This window comes from Mammaliicoccus sp. K-M42 (genome assembly GCF_022386375.1).
Lineage (GTDB): Bacteria > Bacillota > Bacilli > Staphylococcales > Staphylococcaceae > Mammaliicoccus > Mammaliicoccus fleurettii.
Genome location: NZ_JAJNIS010000007.1, coordinates 1 through 20,475, shown reverse-complemented (window position 1 = coordinate 20,475; position 20,475 = coordinate 1). Strand labels below are relative to the sequence as shown.

18 protein-coding genes and 1 pseudogene are annotated in these 20,475 nt (G+C 31.7%); all 19 read right to left on the bottom strand.

The window, feature by feature from the left end:
- Nucleotides 1-19: 19 nt before the first annotated feature.
- On the bottom strand, nucleotides 20-1,276 hold the full coding sequence (locus LQ668_RS05830; protein ID WP_107509007.1) for a (Fe-S)-binding protein: 1,257 nt from the start codon (nucleotides 1,274-1,276) through the stop codon (nucleotides 20-22).
- Nucleotides 1,266-2,675: an FAD-binding oxidoreductase gene (locus LQ668_RS05825; RefSeq protein ID WP_239738023.1), complete on the bottom strand. Its 1,410-nt coding sequence runs from the start codon at nucleotides 2,673-2,675 to the stop codon at nucleotides 1,266-1,268. Before LQ668_RS05825 ends, LQ668_RS05830 begins: the two co-directional genes overlap by 11 nt.
- Before the next feature lie 248 nt (nucleotides 2,676-2,923).
- A complete protein-coding gene (locus LQ668_RS05820; protein WP_107509006.1) occupies nucleotides 2,924-3,367 on the bottom strand; it encodes a Dps family protein in 444 nt (147 codons plus the stop codon).
- Between the two features lie 179 nt (nucleotides 3,368-3,546).
- Complete coding sequence (locus tag LQ668_RS05815) at nucleotides 3,547-4,461, bottom strand: D-ribose ABC transporter substrate-binding protein (RefSeq protein ID WP_107509005.1); 915 nt, start codon at nucleotides 4,459-4,461, stop codon at nucleotides 3,547-3,549.
- A gap of 23 nt (nucleotides 4,462-4,484) precedes the next feature.
- Nucleotides 4,485-5,423 carry an ABC transporter permease gene (locus LQ668_RS05810; protein WP_078356901.1) on the bottom strand — a complete coding sequence of 313 codons (939 nt, stop codon included), beginning with the start codon at nucleotides 5,421-5,423 and terminating at the stop codon, nucleotides 4,485-4,487.
- The gene (locus LQ668_RS05805) at nucleotides 5,404-6,900 is read right to left on the bottom strand and encodes a sugar ABC transporter ATP-binding protein (RefSeq protein ID WP_078356902.1); all 1,497 of its coding nucleotides are present in this window, start codon (nucleotides 6,898-6,900) and stop codon (nucleotides 5,404-5,406) included. Before LQ668_RS05805 ends, LQ668_RS05810 begins: the two co-directional genes overlap by 20 nt.
- A gap of 12 nt (nucleotides 6,901-6,912) precedes the next feature.
- Nucleotides 6,913-7,302 carry a D-ribose pyranase gene (gene rbsD / locus LQ668_RS05800; RefSeq protein ID WP_078356903.1) on the bottom strand — a complete coding sequence of 130 codons (390 nt, stop codon included), beginning with the start codon at nucleotides 7,300-7,302 and terminating at the stop codon, nucleotides 6,913-6,915.
- Nucleotides 7,295-8,176: a ribokinase gene (gene rbsK, locus LQ668_RS05795; RefSeq protein WP_078356904.1), complete on the bottom strand. Its 882-nt coding sequence runs from the start codon at nucleotides 8,174-8,176 to the stop codon at nucleotides 7,295-7,297. Before rbsK ends, rbsD begins: the two co-directional genes overlap by 8 nt.
- A 1-nt stretch (nucleotide 8,177) precedes the next feature.
- Nucleotides 8,178-9,143 carry a LacI family DNA-binding transcriptional regulator gene (locus LQ668_RS05790; protein WP_078356905.1) on the bottom strand — a complete coding sequence of 322 codons (966 nt, stop codon included), beginning with the start codon at nucleotides 9,141-9,143 and terminating at the stop codon, nucleotides 8,178-8,180.
- A 66-nt stretch (nucleotides 9,144-9,209) separates the two neighbouring features.
- Entirely contained in the window at nucleotides 9,210-9,596 is a 387-nt protein-coding gene (locus LQ668_RS05785; protein WP_078356906.1) for a thiol-disulfide oxidoreductase DCC family protein, read from the bottom strand.
- Nucleotides 9,597-9,684: 88 nt separating this feature from the next.
- The gene (gene nhaC, locus LQ668_RS05780) at nucleotides 9,685-11,106 is read right to left on the bottom strand and encodes a Na+/H+ antiporter NhaC (protein ID WP_078356907.1); all 1,422 of its coding nucleotides are present in this window, start codon (nucleotides 11,104-11,106) and stop codon (nucleotides 9,685-9,687) included.
- A gap of 124 nt (nucleotides 11,107-11,230) precedes the next feature.
- Nucleotides 11,231-11,593 carry a transcriptional regulator, SarA/Rot family gene (locus LQ668_RS05775; RefSeq protein ID WP_078356908.1) on the bottom strand — a complete coding sequence of 121 codons (363 nt, stop codon included), beginning with the start codon at nucleotides 11,591-11,593 and terminating at the stop codon, nucleotides 11,231-11,233.
- A 243-nt stretch (nucleotides 11,594-11,836) separates the two neighbouring features.
- Nucleotides 11,837-13,210: an alanine/glycine:cation symporter family protein gene (locus LQ668_RS05770; RefSeq protein WP_078356909.1), complete on the bottom strand. Its 1,374-nt coding sequence runs from the start codon at nucleotides 13,208-13,210 to the stop codon at nucleotides 11,837-11,839.
- 787 nt (nucleotides 13,211-13,997) lie between these two features.
- The gene (locus LQ668_RS05765) at nucleotides 13,998-15,368 is read right to left on the bottom strand and encodes an EVE domain-containing protein (RefSeq protein WP_078356910.1); all 1,371 of its coding nucleotides are present in this window, start codon (nucleotides 15,366-15,368) and stop codon (nucleotides 13,998-14,000) included.
- A gap of 204 nt (nucleotides 15,369-15,572) precedes the next feature.
- The gene (locus LQ668_RS05760) at nucleotides 15,573-16,571 is read right to left on the bottom strand and encodes a LysM peptidoglycan-binding domain-containing protein (protein WP_078356911.1); all 999 of its coding nucleotides are present in this window, start codon (nucleotides 16,569-16,571) and stop codon (nucleotides 15,573-15,575) included.
- 253 nt (nucleotides 16,572-16,824) lie between these two features.
- The gene (locus tag LQ668_RS05755) at nucleotides 16,825-17,055 is read right to left on the bottom strand and encodes a hypothetical protein (RefSeq protein ID WP_078356912.1); all 231 of its coding nucleotides are present in this window, start codon (nucleotides 17,053-17,055) and stop codon (nucleotides 16,825-16,827) included.
- A gap of 15 nt (nucleotides 17,056-17,070) precedes the next feature.
- Nucleotides 17,071-18,012: a mannose-6-phosphate isomerase, class I gene (gene manA / locus LQ668_RS05750; protein ID WP_078356913.1), complete on the bottom strand. Its 942-nt coding sequence runs from the start codon at nucleotides 18,010-18,012 to the stop codon at nucleotides 17,071-17,073.
- Nucleotides 18,013-18,190: 178 nt separating this feature from the next.
- Nucleotides 18,191-19,726, bottom strand: coding sequence for an AbgT family transporter (locus LQ668_RS05745; RefSeq protein WP_078356914.1), 1,536 nt, complete (start codon nucleotides 19,724-19,726; stop codon nucleotides 18,191-18,193).
- 635 nt (nucleotides 19,727-20,361) lie between these two features.
- Nucleotides 20,362-20,475: pseudogene (locus tag LQ668_RS12475) on the bottom strand (transposase); the annotation flags it as partial.

The window sequence follows — 20,475 nt, the reverse complement described above, 5'->3', positions numbered from 1 at the left end:
TTAATTGTCTCAGCCACTTTTATTTTATGCCGCATGCTTCTGCTACGACTTCTACGATATGTTTTACTTTAATTTTTTCTTCTAATCCTTCATTTTTTACACCTAACAACATTTGTAAGTGACATCCTGGATTAGATGTAATAATTAATTGCGGTTCTACTTTTGCAACATGCGTCATTTTTCTATTTAATATTTCCATTGATTCTTCATAATTTACAATATTATATATACCTGCAGAACCACAACAAATATCTTTTTCTGGTAAAATTTTATATTCTAGTCCTTTAATTTGCTGAATAATTTTCTCTGGTTCATTAAATACATGTTGAACGTTTTGTAAGTGACATGATGGTTGATAAGTTGCTCTAGTATGGATTGGTACATCTAAATTCAACTCAATATCATCTAAAATGACAGATATATCTCTTACTTTATTAACAAATACTTCTGCTCTATCTTTCCACTCTTCATCATTTCTCAATAAATGATCATATTCTATTAAAGATGCCCCACAACCTCCAATAGCATTTACATAATAATCTACATCATATTTTTCAAGTGCTTCTATATTTAGTTTAGCTAATTTTTTTGATTTTTCCATTTCACCTGCATGATGTTGAAGTGCGCCACAGCATGTTTGCTGTTTAATTTCTACAACTTGAATATCATGTGCTTCTAATATTTTTATTGCTAAATCATTAATATTTGAGAAAAATGCATCCATCATACAACCTCTAAAGAATCCAACTGTCGTTTTCTTAGTTCTAAATGGATTTTGTATATTAGTCTTTTCTTTTTTAACGGGTGGTAATATCGATGCCATTTTTCCTAGTCTTTCAGGCAATACATCCAATGCTTTTGTCTTACTTATAATTGTAGATATTAATGGTGAATGATACAATTTCAAACCTTTATACATGGCGTCTAACATATAATTACGTTCTAAAAATATAGACATTAATTGAGTGTCTAATTTTTTATTTCTGTTTTCTCTTAATACTTCAACCGCAGATTCATAAATATCACCATACTGTACATTAGTTGGACAAACCGTTTCACATTGTCTACATCCTAAGCATAAATCTATAGCTTCTTCTAAATCTTTTAACTCTGCTTTTCCTTCTACAGCATACTTAACTAAATTAATTCTGCCGCGTGGCGAATGTTTTTCTTCTTTCATCGTTAAATATGTAGGACAAGATGGTAAACAAAATCCACACTGAACACAATCAAAAGTCGCATCATATTCCAATTTATCAATTAAATTAATCGTCATGGACTAACACAAACCTTTCATTCTCGTCTGGGAATATTTTGCCTGGATTCAAACGATTATTTGGATCTAATGCTTCTTTTACATCTTTCATAAATTTCATACCCGCTTCATCAAATTCATTGTACATAAACGGTTTTTTAAATAATCCAATGCCATGTTCTCCACTTAATGTGCCACCTAATTTTAATGCAGCTTTAAATATTTCAGCAACTGCTTCTTCAGCACGTTTCATTTCTTCAGGTTTGCGTTTATCAGTAATAATATTTGGGTGTAAGTTACCATCACCGGCATGACCAAATACAACTAAATTTAAATCATAAGTTTGTCTTATTCTTTCTATTTCTTCAAAAAATGCAGGTATTTGGCTAACTGGTACGCTCGTATCTTCGCTAATTTTAGTAGGACCAAATTTTACAATCGCAGGTGATACAAGCTTTCTCACTTCCCATAATTCTGATGCTTGTTTCTCATTTTGCGCAATGAGCACCTTACATCCAGGTAATTCTGCACACGTTTCTTCAATTATTCTCATCTCTGCTTCTAAAGCTAAAGGATGTCCATCCAATTCTACTAATAATACTGATTCAGAATCAGCAGTTACATTCTCAATTGGATGTGTTGATAAAACTGCATCAACACAATATTTGTCCATTATCTCAATTTTAGAAGGTAATATACCAGATCTTAAAATTTTAGAAACAGCTTTTCCAGATGTAATAAAATCATCAAACTGCAGCATAGCTGTCTTAGTACCTATCGGTTTAGGAATTAGTTGTAAAGTAGCTTTAGTAATAATACCTAGTGTTCCTTCCGAACCTACAATTAATTTAGTCATATCATAGCCTGTTACATTTTTTACAGTACGACCCCCACAATGAATCACATCTCCATTTGCCGTTACGACTTCTAATCCTACAACGTAATCTTTCGTTACACCGTATTTTAAACATCTCGGTCCACCAGCATTTTCAGCTAAATTTCCACCGATTGTAGATACTCTAGAACTTGAAGGATCAGGTGGATACATTAGCCCATACGATTCAGCTACTTTATGAATCTTTTCAGTTATAACACCTGGTGAAACTTCCATCATTAAGTCATTCTCATAAACTGTTATTTCATTGTCCCACCTTGAGAAATCGAGCACAATACCACCATATACAGCAAGCGGACCCCCACTCAAGCTCGTACCACTTCCTCTTGGATAAATTGGGACATCATATCGATTACACAATTTAACAATATGAACAACTTCCTCCGTAGACATAGGCTGACAAATAATATCAGGCATAAACTCTCCGAAAGAAGCATCAAAACTATAACTTGAAAGATCAGCAACTTCTTTAGAAACACGACCATCATCCATATGTTTCTTTAAAGCTTCATAGAGCTCCTCCATGTTATCCCCCCTGTATAAAAAATTATTATTCTATTAATGATATCACTGTTTTTTATAATTTTCATTTCAAGTGAATGCGGTTACAAAATATGTAATGAAAAAGAGTGGACCAAGAATGTCTTATATAAGACATTCACACTTCTTTCGACTTGTGTGAATATATATGACCTATAAAAAAAGCTGAGACAATTAATTTGTCTCAGCTTTTTGAATACACTCTTTTAACTAATATACAATTTTATTAATGATTAGCCTAAGAATGATTTTAACATCCAGTTATGTTTTTCAAGACTTGTTACCATAGCTAATAACATATCACCTGTCATGTCATCGTCTAATTTTTCTGCTAATTGGATGCCTTCTTCTAGTTGTGCAATTACTGTTGTAAAGTCTTTAGATAATTGTTCAACCATTTGATTAGCTGTTAAGTTTTTCTCAGCTTCTTCAATTACTGACCATTCTAATGCTTCTTTCAATGTTGCTATTGGATTACCTTCTATTGCTAATATACGCTCAGCTAAGTCGTCTATATATACGCTTGCTTCATTATATAATTCTTCAAATTTTGCATGTAGTGAGAAGAAGTTTGGTCCTTTAACATACCAATGATAATTGTGGAGTTTAGTATATAATACTGTCCACTCTGCTACTTGTTTGTTTAATACTTCGATTACTTCTTTATTGTTTGTCATTAATTTCCACTCCTCTAAAATTAAAATCCTTGATTACAATAATTATTATATTATAATCATTCTAATCTGTCAACGTTTTATACCTAGTTATTTATAATTATTATAAATAAGGAAAAGAGAGAAAAAAAGAAGGTATAACCTTTATTAGGCTAATACCTTCTTTCCAAATGGATAAACATTTATTTAGCTTTTTCAAGTGTTAGTGGTACTTTAATTTCTTTGTCGACTTTCTTACCATCCATCAGTTTGATGATAGAGTCTACAGAAGCTTTACCCATTTTATCTGGTTGTTGTGCGACTGTAGCATCAAGTTTACCACTTTTAATTGATTTCATTGCATCTTCATTACCATCAAATCCAACGACAATGATATCTTTATCTCCAATAGCTTCTATTGCACCAAGCGCCATTTCATCATTATGTGAGAAAATTGCTTCTACATCTGGATGTGCTTGTAAAATATTTTGAGTTACATTCAATCCTTCTGCACGATCAAATTTAGCACTTTGCTTAGCAATAACATCAAGTGATTTGTCTGCTACATCATGGAAACCTTTACCTCTTTCTCTTGTTGCACTAGCTCCTGGTACACCTTCTAATTCAGCTACTTTAGCCTTTTTACCAAGTTCATCTAGAATAAATTGACCACCCATTTTACCACCTTCTACATTATCAGAAGCGATAAATGTAGCGACATCTCCTTTATCAACAGATCTGTCTAAAGTAATTACTGGAATACCTTCATTGTTAGCTGATTGCACTGAACTTGAAATAGCACTTGAATCAGTTGGATTGACAACTAAATAGTCAACTTGTTGCTGAACTAAATCTTCTATATCATTAGTTTGCTTAGCTGAATCATCTCTAGCATCTACTACTTTAACTTTCATACCTTGTTTCTTCGCTTCTTTTTCAATACCATCTTTAATAGAAACAAAGAATGGATTATTCAATGTTGAAACACTTACCCCAATTGTAACTTCTGATTTCTTTTTATTTGTCTTTCCTTGATTACCTTTTTTCAATGGTGATTCAAGTGAACATGCTGATAAAAATAATATGGTAGTCATTAACAGGATTAAAATTTTCTTCATTTGTTTCTCCTCACTTTAATTGATTATTTTTTTCTATCGATTAAGACTGCTATTAAAATAACAATACCTTTTACAACTTGTTGATAGAACGATGATACACCTAGTAAATTTAATCCATTATTAAGTACACCAATAATAAGCACACCAATTAGTGTTCCTACGATACGACCTTTACCTCCAGTTAAAGAAGTTCCGCCTAATACCACTGCAGCAATAGCATCTAATTCGTATGATGTACCTGCAGTTGGTTGAGCTGAATTTAAACGTGAAGTTAAAATTGCACCAGCTAATGCTGACATTAAACCTGAAATACCATAGATTAAAATTTTCACTCTATTTACTTTAATACCAGAAATTTTTGAAGCTACTTCATTCCCCCCGATAGCATATGTATGTCTACCGAATGTTGTCTTTTGTAAAATAATTGCTAATACGATAAATACAATGATCATTGTGACTGCTGGTACTGGAATTCCGAAAAAGTAACCTTTACCAAACAGTTGGAACATATAACTGTCGCCTAAACTTGTTATTGGATTACCATCTGTTACAACGAGCGTTAAGCCTCTAAATATAGTCATAGTAGCAAGTGTTGCAATAAATGGTGCCATGCTACCGAATGTTACTAATATTCCATTAAATACACCTAATAAGAATCCACCTAGCACCCCAACTATGAGTGCAACTATTGGATCTAAACCGCTTGTAATTAAAATGGCTGTGAAAGCACTTGATAAAGCAAGTATAGAACCGACAGATAAGTCAATTCCACCAGTTAGAATAACAAATGTCATACCAAATGCTATTAACCCGTTAATAGAAACTTGTCGTAATAAGTTCAATAGGTTAGATAAATCTAAAAATGCTGAGTTCATAATACTAATTACTACTATTAATAAGATAAGTCCTATAAATGGAATGATTTTTTCGACAAAAGATGTCTTAGCTGTGATTTGTTGCATGTAATTCCCCTCCTGTAGCTAACGTCATAATATTTTCTTCTGTAATATATTCGTGTTCAACTTCACCTTTAATGCTACCCTCTTGAACAACAATCACGCGATCACTCATACCGATTACTTCAGGAAGTTCTGAAGATATCATAATAATTGAAACACCACGTTCAGTTAATTCATTCATCAGTTGATAAATTTCTCTTTTCGCACCAACATCAATACCTCTAGTCGGTTCATCTAAAATCAATATTTGAGCTCCTGTGCCAATCCATTTTGCTAACACGACTTTTTGTTGATTACCACCTGAAAGTGATGAAACAAGTGCTTTGCGATCAGTCTTAATATTTAGTCTTTTACTAATTTGGTCTGCAAATACATGTGTTGATTGCTCTTTAATAAAGCCTTTATTTGAAAAACTTTTCAATGACGGTAATACCATATTATGTTCAATTGAGAAATCTAGAATTAATCCTTCGTCTTTTCTATTTTCTGTAATTAAACCTAAACCGTGTTTCATTGCATCTTCCGGTGTTTTTATGGAAACGGATTTGCCTTTAATTTCAATATCTTTATGGCCTTTATCTATTCCGAATAGACTTCTCATAATTTCTGTTCTTCCAGCACCCATTAAACCACTAAACCCAAGTATTTCACCTTGTTTCAATGAAAACGATATATCTTTAATACCTTGTACATCATTACTGAGTGACTTCACTTCCATAACAGTTTCACCTGGTGTCACAGTTCTTTTTGGAAATTGTTCAGTTAAATCTCTGCCCACCATTGACTTAACAATTTCATCATAATTTGTATCTTTAGTCTCTTTATACAATACGGTTTTACCATCTCTCATCACTGTTATTTCATCTGAAATCTCAAATATTTCTGCCATTCTATGAGAAATATATACAAATGAAACACCTTGCTTTTGTAGTGTCTTAATGAGTTTAAATAATTGTGTGATTTCTTTATCCGTCAAGGCGGCTGTTGGTTCATCCATGATAATTATTTTTGCATTTGTCATTAAAGCTTTAGCAATTTCAATCATTTGTTGTTCACCAATAGAACATTTGCCAGCAACTTTCTTTAATGAAATGTTGAAATTCAATTTTTCAAATACTTTTAAAGCTTCTTTTTTCATCTTTTTCTCATTTAAAATGCCAAACTTATTTTTCATTTCCTTACCGATAAATAAGTTTTCAAGTACAGTTAATTCTGGCCAAATATTTAGCTCTTGGTGAATAAATGTAATACCTGCATCTTCTGACATTTGCGCATCTTTATATTCTACGTTCTTATTTTGAAATTTAATTTCACCTTTATCTTTTGCATGAATACCTACAAGAATTTTCATCAATGTAGATTTTCCAGCACCATTTTCTCCCATAAGTGCATGGACAGAAGCTTCTTTAAGATTAAAGTCTACACCAGTTAATACTTTATTTTGGCCAAACGCTTTATGTATTCCAGCCATTTCTAACATAGAACCCCTCCTTTAAAATAAAACATCACTTTCTAAAATGACATTTGCAAATGGTGTTGCTTCTCCTGTTCGAATAATAGCAACTGTATTTCGTGTCATTTCTTTAAACTTCTCATGTGATATATATTCTTTTTCTACATCACTTTGATTAACTTTTTTTAAAAGCTCTGGATTATCAGATTTAATTTCTTCTGCAAAAATCATTTTTTGTACTGCCATATGTTCTAATACCAGTTCGTAAACGCTTTCAAAACTTGGTACACCAAAAGACAGTGCTAAATCTATTTTACGTACGCCTTTTGGTATAGGTAATCCACAATCTGCTATTACAATTCGATCAGTATGTCCAAGATCACTTAATACTTTTGATATTTCGCTGTTTAATATCCCTGTTTTATACATTCCATTCTCCTTTAATATCTTCTAACGTTGGCATTCCACCTTGAGCACCCATGCCCGTAACTGAATAACTTGCTGCTAAATTAGCAAACGCTAAAGCTTTTTCTAAGTTGTATTCTTTCTGTAATGCAACAGCAAACGCACCGTTAAATGTATCGCCAGCACCTGTTGTATCTTTTACATCACGTTTAAATCCATCTACTTGAACTTTTTCTTTACCATTATGATAAACAGCACCTTTATCACCTAAAGTTACAATCAATTTCATAGGATAAGCTGAAAGTGCATCATCTAAATCACCTTTGAACATTTCATCACTTTCTGTTTCATTTGGAGTTAAATAATCAACTTTTTCGATAATCGATTTATTGATTTCTCTATAAGGGGCTGGATTTAATATTGAAACTAAACCATTTTCTGAACAAAATTCTACGACATATTCAACCGTTTCACTCGGTATCTCTTGTTGTAGCAATACAATATCTCCTTCAGTTAAAGCTTCTAAATGTTTCTTTACAAAATCAGGCGTTACTTCATTATTTGCTGAAGGAACAACTATAATACTATTGTCTTGCTCTGATAAAGTAATATGTGCAGTACCAGATGGAACATGTGTAACGGGTTCCACACCATCCACAATAACATGATTATTTTTTAAATTTCCATATATTTCTTTACCAAAATCATCTTCACCAATTCTACCTACCATTTGTACTTTTTCACCTAATCTTGCTGCTGCAACTGCTTGATTAGCGCCTTTTCCTCCTGGTGTTGTAAAGAAATCGTCTCCTAAGATTGTTTCACCTTTACCTGGTCTTTTAGAAGCTGAAACGACTAAATCTATAGACATACTACCAATTACTGTTATCTTCTTCATATTAATCTCTCCTTGTTGATTGTCTTTCTACTAAAGTTACATCTAATACTTGATGATGTTCTCTTTTTTTACCTTCTAATTGCTTTATCAATTGCTGACATGCCTTTTTACCAATTAAATATGCAGGTTGATGTATCGTAGTTAAACTTGGCGAATACGTAATTGATAAAGGTATATCGTCATAACCTACAACTTGTATATCATTTGGTACATTGTAATTATAGTTATACAGTATGCTCATTACTTTAAATGCACCAACATCATTACTACAAATTATACTATCTATACTATATTCTTTAATCATATTAATTAATTCATCGTCAGATAGTTCTAGCTCATTTGCAGATATGTAATTTACTTTAGCGTGATCCAATACTGATTTAGCTCCATTAAATCTTTCTCTAAATGATTTATAATTTAAATTTTGTTCTAAAATGAGAACTGATTTAGCTTTTCCTTTAATTATCACTTCAGCTTGAAGCTGTCCGCCTTTAAGATGGTTCGTTTCTACAAATTCGTGATCTTCATATACACGATCTAATAATACAAATGGCATATTATAAGATTTAAAAGAATCAAATGTTTCCTTGCTTGAAAGTTGTGATGCTATAATGCCACTACAATTATGTACATTAAAAGTGTTTAAGTACGCAAGCTCTTTCTCATCATTACTATCACCATTGCCTAAAATAATATGATAGCCCTTAGCCATTGCTTCGTCTTCAACACCTCTTGCAACTACTGTAAAAAATGGATTACTAATATCAGGAAGTAACAAACCAATCATTTTAGACTTGCGTTTGTATAATGTCCTTGCTGTTTCATTTGGACTATAATTTAAATCTTGAATTGCTTTATCAATTTTATCTTGAGTTTCTTTTTTAACATAACCACTTTTGTTTAATGCTCTAGATACAGTTGCAACCGATACTCCTGCATATTGAGCAACTTGTTTAATTGTTGCCATACTTCAACTTCCTTTTGTGTAACCGTTTACACAAAAGGATACCACGCTCTAATTATTTATGCAATATCAATCTAAAAAATATTTTCTTTCTTCAATTGTTGGCAACTTACATTCATTTTTAAATTGTAAACTATGTCGAATTTTAGCAAATAAGTCATATCCTGCATTTCTAATAAATCTCGGAACAAATTTTAACGACCATCCAAGTAATTGATAATTTTTAATATTTTTTAATAAATGTATAACTGCATCTGATTTAATATATACATCTTTACCATCCACAACTACAATAGAATCTATATTTTTCAAATCTGGTCTTACATTAGCTAAATTCTTTCCATATTCTCCTTCTAATTGAGCAAACTGAAATCTAGAAGAAATCTTATGACCAATTAACCACATAACCGCTCTGTTACAATATCCACAATCACCATCATAATAAACAATAGCCATATCATTCACTCCTATATCTATTTCTTTAAAAGTAACACTACATTATTACAAATAAAACCGAGACGAATTGTATCGTCTCGGTTTCTATTTATGTAGCTTTACTAAATTCTTTATATTCTTCTTCGTTAATAGAAATGACCTTAAATCCTATGTATCCAAATATTATCGATATAACTGGAACTGTATAATTGAACACTGCATACAAACCATATTCTAATACATTTACATTCAATGTTTGTGCGATAAATACACCACATGTATTCCATAAGAAGAATACCGAAGTGACAGTACCACCATCTTCTAATGCTCTAGATAAGTTTTTAGGATGTAATCTTCTATCTAAGAATGTTTTGATATACATTCTTGATGGAACTACAATCGATATGTATTGTTCTGAACATGAAGCATTTGTTCCTATACACGAAACAATAACTGATGCAATAAGACCGCCAGTTCCTTTGGCTACTTTCAATATTTGCGTGATAATCGATTTCAACATACCTGAATATTCAAGAATACCTCCGAATGTCATTGCAACAATCGTCATCGAAATGGTATAGAACATGGATTCTAATCCACCTCTATTAAATAATTCTTTTACTAAATCATTTTTAGAATCGAGTACATACCCTGTCTGTAGTGTTTGAACACTATCATGAAGACTTCCACCTTGTATAAAGATTTGTGATAAGAAACCTAATATAATACCTACTACAAGTGCAGGAATTGCTGGTACTTTTAATGCAACTAAAATTATAACGATAACTGGCACTATTAATAGCCAAGGTGAAATCGTGAAGTTATCTAACATTTCAGAGTTAATACCATCAATTTTTCCTTGATCCATATTAGAAACTGAAAATTGTTGTCCTAAAATAAAAAATACAATTAATGAAATGATTACTGCAGGTACGGTTGTATAAAACATATGTTTTATATGCTCAAATAAATCTGTACCCGTTAAACCAGCTGCTAAGTTTGTAGTGTCTGATAGAGGACTCATTTTATCGCCAAAGTAAGATCCTGAAATAATAGCACCAGCTATCATGCCAGCAGGTATATCCATACTCAAACCTATACCCATTCCAGCTACACCTACTGTTGCCATTGTTGACCAACTACTACCTATTGCTAATGAAACAATTGCACATATAACAGTTATCGTTACTAAAAATAAAGAAGGTGTTATTAATTTTAAGCCATAATAAATCATTGTGGCTACTATACCCCCACCTATCCATGCTCCGATAATTAATCCTACTAAAATTATAATGACAATAGCAGGTAAAGCTAATCTTATACCTTTATACATCATTTCTTCTATTTCTTTCCAACTAAAGCCATGATAAAAAGCTACGATTGCTGCTATTGCAGTACCTATCATAAGTGGAATATGTGGTGCTTGTTCTAATACAACTACTGTAAACAACATACTAATAATCATAAACAAAAAAGGAACAACTGCCCAAATGAAACTTATATTATTCTTAGATAAAGACTCATTTTCCATCGAGAAACCTCCTTGATAATTAAAGCGCTTACATTCCCAATTGAATTATTTTATTTTTATTTATTCAACACTATATTTACATGGACCTACAATAAATTTATAGGTCCATGTATGTACATCATTATTAATCTTCTTTAAGCATTAACAATACTTCTTTCATTATTATATTAAACTCTTCTTTATATTCATCATTAAAACGTATTATAACAGCTCTTTCATCAGATTTTAATCGATTTTTTAATATATATTTTTTCTCAAATAGTCTCTTTATAGCACGAGCCGATTTATTTTGTTTTATATAACCTTTTTCGATTGCATCTTTAAGATGTACCTCTTCCACTTCATTCAACTTCATTAAGAAGAAAAATTCGTGTTTCTTTAGACCATACTTCTGTTCAATAACTAAAAAGATATTATCAATTTTATTTTGGTAGTCAAAGAATTCGGAACATGCTGTGATTGCCTCTGAATAAGATTGAGTCTTCATAGTCTGGACCTCCTAATTAATAGTTAATTAAATTATCTTAAAATAATTTTAACACAAAATTAAATAACATCAATATGGAATTTAATAAAATATTTGACATTTTATGTATTTTTTAGTGGTCAATTTGCCAACCGTTATGAGTTACTCACAAATTCTATATATGAACGTTTATTGTTAAAATAAAAAAAGATTATAACACTTTTGGTTATAATCTTTTTACTGTATTAAATTAAATGAATCATACTATTTACCTTTTTTATCTTTCAAATAAAATTCCTTACCTGTAAAGAATTCTTTAGTTAACTCTTTTACTTTAGGAGCTAATATGACAACTGCAATTATATTTGGAATTAGTATACATGCTAAAGCAATATCTAATAAGTTCCATAATTGTGTACCTGCACCAAATGCCCCAAGTGCAATTGATAATACATAAATGATTTTCATTATGAATCCAGCTGTTAGTCCAAATAAGTATTCTGCCATTCTAGATCCATAATATATAACAACTATTATTGTTGAGAAGACGAAGAATACCATTGAAATAGAAACTATCCAACTTCCAAAAGTACCAAAAGCACTATTAAACGCTCTTGCAGTTAACGCAGCAGATTGTCCTTTCGCATCGTCATCTTTCCATACGTCTGTAACAAGTACAACAAATGCAGTTGTACTACAAATAATTAAAGTATCTACAACGATCTCACTTACACTCCAGAACGCTTGTCTTACAGGATGGTCTGTTTTTGCAGCTGCATGTGCAATTGGTGAAGTACCTAAACCTGCTTCATTAGAGTAAATACCTCTAGCAAAGCCCCAACGAACAGTAGTTGCAAGTGCTGCACCAAAACTACCACCTAAAGCAGCATCAGGATTAAATGCTTTTTCAACTACTAATGCGATAACGCTCGGTACATGTTGAATATTAATGATAATGATAATGAAGCCCATAATACAGTATAATCCAACCATTATAGGTACTATCATTTCTGTAAATGTTGCAATACGCTTAATACCTCCGAATACAACCATTGCTGCTACTACAGCTAAAAATATACCAGTAATACCCATATCAATATTGAATGTATCTTCAACCGCACTTGCTGCTGAATTCCCTTGTACCATAATACTTGGAATAAGTTCGATCATTAAAGCAAATGCGAATACGAAAGAGAATATGAGTCCAACTTTTTTATTTTTGAAACCTTTTTTCATGTAATGAGTTGGTCCACCTACATATTCTCCCTTATCATTCTTTTCACGATAATGAATACCTAATACGTTTTCACTATATTTTAAAGCCATACCTAAAAATGCAATAACCATCATCCAAAATACAGCACCAGGACCACCCATCATAATAGCAGTAGGAACACCGACAATATTCGCTGCACCAACCGTAGAAGACAATGCAGATGTTAAAGCTTGTCTTGGTGTGATTGTTCCCTCACCCTTTGGCTCTTTGTTAATACTTCCAAACGTTTGTTTCATCATATATCCGAAATGTCTAAATTGAATAAAGCCTAAATATAACGTTAAAAATAAACTAGATAATAATAAAAGTGTTACGATTGGATACCCCCATAACCAATCAGAAAATGCTACGATTTTCTCCATAAAATGACCCCTTCGCTATTTTATTGATAAAAATTTACGTAATCATATTCTTATCTTACAGAATATTCGGTAAATAATAAACCCAAATTGATAAATATTAAATAAATGGAGTGGTGTAGTATCAGCAAATTTCAGCAAAATTGCTGATAAGAGGTGCGTTATAAGCAAGTTCTACCAAAATTGCTGATATGAGATACAGTATCAGCAGCTTCTACCAAAATTGCTGATATGAGATACAGTATAAGCAGGTTCTACCAAAATTGCTGATAAAAGATACAGTATCAGCAGGTTCTACCAAAATTGCTGATAAGAGATGCGTTATAAGCAGGTTCTACCAAAATTGCTGATATGAGGTGCGTTATAAGCAGGATCTACCAAAATTGCTAATAAGAGATACAGTATAAGCAAGTTCTATAAAAATTGCTGATAAGGAGTGTTCATTTTTTGAATAAAAATAGATATTCCAACGATTTTGTAAGTGCTGACGCCTGAGGGAAAAGTATGAGTGAGAGACTACAGGCTCGAACCATACCCCTAGGCAAGCATGCACGTACAAAATCGCAAGATTATATAAAAATAGATATTCCAACGATTTTGTAAGTGCTGACGCCTGAGGGAATAGTATGTGTGAGAGACTACAGGCTCGAGCCATACCCCTAGGCAAGCATGCACGTACAAAATCGTAAGATAAAAAAATAAGCATATCACTGTAAACTTTAAAAAATCAGTTTAGTGATATGCTTATTTATTTTGATTTAGGATTTATATCCATAGCTCTTCATACTTATTAACCTACATGTAATACTCTACAATGTTTTAAAAATTGATGTGAATATTGTTCTTTAATATCTTCTATTGAACCGTAGCACAATCCTATCATTCGCCACTTTGGATTATGATGATAGAATGAGTCTTTTTCTAAACTCCATTTCACCATTTTTCCTTCGTGATTATATCTAGGTATTGTCATTTCATTACCATCTAACACATTTAAGAATAATTGGAATATTTCTGGATCTATTCTTTCAAACTGGTCAATAACGAGCCATTCTCTTTCAGAACTTGTAATATGACCTGTGATGAATCCTTCTCTGTAATACAATGCACCACTTTCGTTTGGCAAGTATCTTCCATATAACATTTCTTCTGTAAAATCTGGGTGTCCTACAGTATAAATACCTTTAGCAAGTTCACGCTCAACATAATGTTTAGCTTTTTTCAAACCATCTTCTTTATTATCACAAAGCATAAGAATAATAGGCTTATCTTTTTTATGTTCATTTTCTTGCTCACGTGGTACTGACATTTCGTACTGTTGATTTGAACTTTGTTCATACGTCCCATTGCTCATATCTATCATTGCATCATATTGTGCTTTAGTTAAATTCGCAATTGATTGTTTGGAATTTTCTTGTAAGAAGTATAATTTTTTTAAGGCTTGATGTTTATTTAAATCTCCAACACTTACAGGATTAATATCTTTATGATACTTAACTGTAATACATGTAGAATCTGTTCTACCTGGCTGTGGTGGTAATTTATGTATACTATCAGATACTTCACCTATTCCAATTATTGAGTGATTAGCATTTCTATTTAAGAATACAATCTGATCACCTATTTCTAGCTGAGTGTAATAGATGTAACCATTTCTTTTAATTCCATTTACAGTATGCGTAAATATTGTATAAGTTTCATTTTCTTCAAATTGGATTTCTTCAGATAATAGGAAATATCTAGGAATCTTAATAGCACCTTGTCCTAACCCAATAATTAGTTCGAACTCTTCTTTAGAAATACGATTAAACAATTGATCTGTAATTTGTTTAATTCTTAGTTCTAATTGTTCACTTCTCTTTAAATACTCGATAGATAACATCGTTAAAGATTGTTCAAATTTAAAGTGGATGCTAACCTTTTGATTGCCACCTGATTGAACATGAACAATTTCTCCAAATCCTAACAATCCTACTTGATTTTGAACTTGATAGTAAATTACTTTATCTCCAGGTTTTGCAGTTTTAAAAGCATGATATCCTTGATTAGGATTAAAGCTTGCTCCTGATTCAAATACTGCTATTTGACCTTCTAATGGTTCTGTATGATTCCATCTATTATATCCACAATTTAACCAAAAGTAGTTTCTTTCTTCAGACATATGTATACTCCTTAATATCAATAATTATCGATTGTCATAATCAAAATTGTTATGATGTCATGATTTTATTTTCTATGAAAAAACGCACTTTGTATTTACTTTTTTAACAACATATTAATATTAACATTGTATAAGACATTCACACTCATGTCTATGTTTACTCAAATAAAAACTGAGACATCAAAGTGTCCCAGTTTTGAGTATTTAATGTATAAAATTATAGCTAGATACTTGTGAAGCAGGTATTGTTCTATAAGTTGTTATACCTGGTGATGATGCAAAGTTCATTTCTGAAACTTGAATGCTACCATTTGAATTTAAACGCTCAACAAATGATACATGACCGTAATATCCAGCAGATGATTGTAAGATTGATCCTACAGCAGGTGTACGATTTACTCTATAACCATCTTTTGCTGCAGCACTTGCCCAGTTATTAGCATTCCACCAGTAAGTACTAATTGGTTTACCAATAGCTTTACGACGGTTAAAGACATGCCAAGTACATTGACCCCAGTCATACAAATTTTGATGGCTAAACGTTGGTGGCACATAACCACTGTTATTATTAGAAGTTGTGTTACCACCTGAGTTTGATGCTGTACCACTTACTTTTAATTTTTGTCCTGGATAAATAATGAAGTTTGATAATCCATTTAAAGACATAATCTTTTGGTATGAAGTGCCATATCTAGCTGCAATAGCAGATAATGAATCTCCTGATTTAACTGTATAAGTAGATGTGCTACCTGAAGTATTTGACGATCCACTATTATTCGAACCACTTCCAGAAGTTGCTGTTCCATTAACTTTAATTCTTTGTCCTGGATAAATAATAGTATTTCTCATTCCATTTAATGACATAATCTTTTGGTATGATGTACCATATTTGCCTGCAATAGCAGATAATGAATCTCCCGATTTGACTGTATAATATGTCGTTGATGTAGTTGAAGTAGATCCAGTGTTAGAATTCGATGTACTTGATGACCCAGGTACTTGTAATACTTGATTTGGGAAAATAATATTTGAGCTTAATTTATTTAAACTTTTAATTTTCGAAATTGAAGTATTATGTTTGTCAGCAATAAGCCACAAAGAATCTCCACTTTTAACTTTATAAGTTGCTGCCTCAGCCTGCTGTGAAGATACTGCTACCGCTACAGAAGCACCAACAAATGCCGCTATTGTCTTTTTCTTCAAAATAACTTACCCCCGTCTTGTTTCATTTTTTATATTGTATTAATTCTTTCTAATTATACACTTTAATATCAACAGTTTGTATTACAGTTATATTTCATTTCCATTAACCCTATAATAGTATATTACTTTTAAAGATTAATAATTTAAAAATTAAATAAGATATAACACTTATAATAAATAGCTCAATTTAAACACATTCATACAAAAGCAGCTGACAAATTTACATTTTGCCAACTGCTTTTTTCCTATTAATTTAAAGAATTAATGATAGTCCTGCTAAAGTTGGCATCAAATTTACTAGGATGCCTCCTAACTTTAGACCAGCTGAAATCTCTTTATCTTTAACTGTAGAGATAGCTAAGATTAAGCCTATTAAAGCAATAATAAATGGTATTACTGGAGTAGGATATTTTGGCAATCCAAAGAATAATCCAAGTCCTGCTATAACAGCACAAGCTAATGATAAATATAAAAATTTCTTCATTTTAATTTCTCCATTCTAAACATAGCTAACGATAACTTCTAATTGTCCGTTAATATGATTATCTAAGTCATCAGCAGTCAAAATTAAATGATCACCTTTAACAACTTCAAACACATTTCCATCTGTAATAATTTCTCCATTACCTTCAATGACACTAACTAAGCAATAATCTCTTGGTTTTCTAAAATTGAATGTCCCGTTAATTTGCCATTTAGCAACTGTAAAGAATTCGCTTTCCACTAGTAATATGCCTTTTTGTTCTTCATCATCGATTTTTTTAGGCGGTACATTCGGACTTTGAGATCCTACTGTAATAACGTCAATACTCTTATCTAAATGAAGTTCTCTTTTTTCACCATCTTGACCAATGCGATCATAGTCATAAATTCTATATGTTGTATCAGAATTTTGTTGTGTTTCCAAAATCATGATTCCGCTTCCTATAGCATGTACAGTGCCACTTGGAACATAAAAGAAATCCCCTGTTTCAACTTTGACACGTTTAAATAGATGATTCCAATCCTCATTCTTTATAAATTCTTCTAATTGTTGCTTTGTATTAGCATATGTACCATATATGATTTCTGCATCTTCTTTTGCATCAATGATATACCAGCATTCAGTCTTTCCAAACTCACCATTTTCATGTTCTGAGGCATATGTATCATCAGGATGTACTTGAACTGACAATTTATCATTAGCATCTAAAATTTTAGTAAGTAATGGAAACTTTTCTTCAGAAGGATTTCCGAAAAGCTCTGGGTGTTCTGACCAAACTTGGTCCAAAGTTTTACCTTCATACAAACCATTCGCAATTACATTTGGCCCATTCTGATGCGCAGATATTCCCCAACATTCACCAATTTGTCCGTCTGGAAGGTTATATCCCATTTTTTCTAAATTTCTACCGCCCCATATGCGTTCTTTAAAGACAGGCTTTAACATTAACGGAGACATTCAATCATCCTTTTCTATTTGTTGTTATATATTATATAATGCTTATTTTTCATTTCAAATGATACAGATGTACCAATGAAGATTGTACCATACCGACAGTATTTTATGGAATACTCATCATACAAATATACATTAAATAGAATTATTATATCTAGCATTTAATTCTTTTGTAATAATCTTATTTATTAAAGTAAATATCTCCACCTGGTCCAAAAGGTATACCTAATAAGTACCAAATAATCATAAATATCGGCCAAACAATTGCCAAGACAATTGAATAAGGCATCAAACTAGAGATTAGCGTTCCTAATTTCATGTTTTTATCATATTTTTGAGCATATGAAAGTAATAATGGTAGGTATGGCATCATAGGTGTTATTGGATTAGTAATAGAATCCCCTATTCGATATACCATCTGAGTGAATGCTGGATGGTACCCCAACAACATAAACATCGGTATAAAAATGGGTGCTAATATTGCCCATTTGGCGGAAGCACTGCCAATTAATAAATTAATTAAACTACTCAATATAATAAATCCGATAATTAATACAACGCCATTCTGACCTTGTAGTAATTCAGCTCCTTTTACCGATATAACAATACCTAAGTTACTCCACTCCAAGTAAGCAAGTAATTGTGCAGCAAAGAAGACAATTACAATGAAGCTTCCCATAGTCGACATTGAGTCAGATAACATTTTACCTAAATCTTTAGTGTTTCCAATTTTTCCTGAAACAATGCCATAAACAAATCCTGGAACAAAAAATACAACAAGAATAACAATTCCTACGCCATCCATTAAAGGAGATTTTTCAATTAAACTACCAGTATCAGAATTTCTTAACCATCCATTCTCAGGTATAGATAAAGCTAGTAATACTCCTATCACAATTAGAAAACTGATATTAGCAAATTTTAAAGCCTTTCTTTCTTTTGTAGTAATTTCATTATTTGATTCATCCTCATTTGAATCATCATTTGGATGATATGTACCGAGTCTTGGAATAACAATTTTCATACTTACATAATAAATTGCAGGAAGTAAAACAATTGTTGAAGCTGCAATAAAGTACCAGTTCATCGCCACATTTAAATTAATATCTTTATCAATTAATTCAGCTGCAGGTTTAGTAAATGCATATACTAATGCATCACTCATTCCTAAAGTTAAATTCGCTGCAAATGCCCCAAGTGCTGAGGCGTATGCCATGGCAAGTCCAGCTATTGGATGGTAACCTAACTTTATAAATACTAGTGCTGTTAAAGGTGGTAAAACCACTGGTGCAGCGTCTCCTGCAGCATTACCTATAATGCCTACAAATATAATAATAGGAACAATGATTTTTCTAGGTGCTTTTAGTACGACTTGAACCATTAACTTATCAAAATACCCTGACTTCTCAGCAACACCTATTCCTATCATTACCGCTAATACTAAGCCTAATGCTGGAAATTCAGAAAAATTTGTTATAGACTCGCTAATAATTTTCCCAAACCCTTCTCTAGAAATGAGACTTGTTACTTCTACAGTCTTCCCTGTTCCTGGATTCTCTACTTTGATATTAAATAATGAAATAAACCATGAAAGAAAAATTAATCCAGCACATAAAAAGAAGAAAAGAATACTTGGATCAGGTAATCTATTACCTGCTTTTTCTATTAAATTCAGAAATTTATTAACAATAGACGTTTTTTGTTTTGTTTGGCTCATAAATTATCCTCCCATAACTAAATTAGAAATAGTATATCATAAATAAAACATTGATTTTTGAAATTTCTGATATTTTTTATAAATGTTATACTACTGCTACTTACAAGACTCTATTTACAACTAAATTAAGTGTAAATTTGACGTATCTTTTTTTTGAATTTACGTTGATAATCTATACTGATGACTTTATACTATAAACAGATGATAAGTTGTAATAAATGTACTTCATATTTGAAAAAACATCATGCAATTTATTATTAACTGTAAGAAGTCTTTATATATGATTATGAAATGGAACGGATGGGGTTACACACCCTAAAGCGATAAGCCTCCTGAAGCTTATCGCTTTTATTATTTTTACAATTAAAAAGTTAAAGGCTTAGACATAAATGTCCTATGACTAAAAGAGAATGGCACATAAATAATTTTAAAAAAATGAAATAAGATGTAGATTAAGTTAGGAGTTAATCGAAGAGTTCGGCTGAGTTGTAGATTAAGTCACTAGTTAATCGAAGAGTTTGAACAAGTTGTAGATTAATTAGGAAGTTAATCTAAGAGTTTATCTAAATTGTAGATTAAGTCACTAGTTAATCGAAGAGTTTTGCCAAGTTGTAGATTAAGTCACAAGTTAATCGAAGTCTTTCAATTCTTCTTCCAAAGAAAACAGATTGTGTATATGAATAGAGTATAATCTTTAACATTAATTTAGGATGATATGAGGATGCACCACGAGCGTGAGTAAATTCGTA

Excerpts from the sequence above, each read along its gene's own strand:
- LQ668_RS05775 (WP_078356908.1), bottom strand. The coding sequence starts at position 11,593 with ATGAAGACTCAATCTTATTCAGAGGCAATCACAGCATGTTCCGAATTC.
- LQ668_RS05790 (WP_078356905.1), bottom strand. The coding sequence starts at position 9,143 with ATGGCAACAATTAAACAAGTTGCTCAATATGCAGGAGTATCGGTTGCA.
- LQ668_RS05830 (WP_107509007.1), bottom strand. The coding sequence starts at position 1,276 with ATGACGATTAATTTAATTGATAAATTGGAATATGATGCGACTTTTGAT.
- rbsK (WP_078356904.1), bottom strand. The coding sequence starts at position 8,176 with ATGAAGAAGATAACAGTAATTGGTAGTATGTCTATAGATTTAGTCGTT.
- LQ668_RS05810 (WP_078356901.1), bottom strand. The coding sequence starts at position 5,423 with ATGCAACAAATCACAGCTAAGACATCTTTTGTCGAAAAAATCATTCCA.
- manA (WP_078356913.1), bottom strand. The coding sequence starts at position 18,012 with ATGTCTCCGTTAATGTTAAAGCCTGTCTTTAAAGAACGCATATGGGGC.
- rbsD (WP_078356903.1), bottom strand. The coding sequence starts at position 7,302 with ATGTATAAAACAGGGATATTAAACAGCGAAATATCAAAAGTATTAAGT.
- LQ668_RS05785 (WP_078356906.1), bottom strand. The coding sequence starts at position 9,596 with ATGGCTATTGTTTATTATGATGGTGATTGTGGATATTGTAACAGAGCG.
- LQ668_RS05755 (WP_078356912.1), bottom strand. The coding sequence starts at position 17,055 with ATGAAGAAATTTTTATATTTATCATTAGCTTGTGCTGTTATAGCAGGA.
- LQ668_RS05770 (WP_078356909.1), bottom strand. The coding sequence starts at position 13,210 with ATGGAGAAAATCGTAGCATTTTCTGATTGGTTATGGGGGTATCCAATC.
- LQ668_RS05820 (WP_107509006.1), bottom strand. The coding sequence starts at position 3,367 with ATGACAAACAATAAAGAAGTAATCGAAGTATTAAACAAACAAGTAGCA.
- nhaC (WP_078356907.1), bottom strand. The coding sequence starts at position 11,106 with ATGGAAAATGAGTCTTTATCTAAGAATAATATAAGTTTCATTTGGGCA.
- LQ668_RS05815 (WP_107509005.1), bottom strand. The coding sequence starts at position 4,461 with ATGAAGAAAATTTTAATCCTGTTAATGACTACCATATTATTTTTATCA.
- LQ668_RS05825 (WP_239738023.1), bottom strand. The coding sequence starts at position 2,675 with ATGGAGGAGCTCTATGAAGCTTTAAAGAAACATATGGATGATGGTCGT.
- LQ668_RS05805 (WP_078356902.1), bottom strand. The coding sequence starts at position 6,900 with ATGTTAGAAATGGCTGGAATACATAAAGCGTTTGGCCAAAATAAAGTA.
- LQ668_RS05765 (WP_078356910.1), bottom strand. The coding sequence starts at position 15,368 with ATGTCTGAAGAAAGAAACTACTTTTGGTTAAATTGTGGATATAATAGA.
- LQ668_RS05745 (WP_078356914.1), bottom strand. The coding sequence starts at position 19,726 with ATGAGCCAAACAAAACAAAAAACGTCTATTGTTAATAAATTTCTGAAT.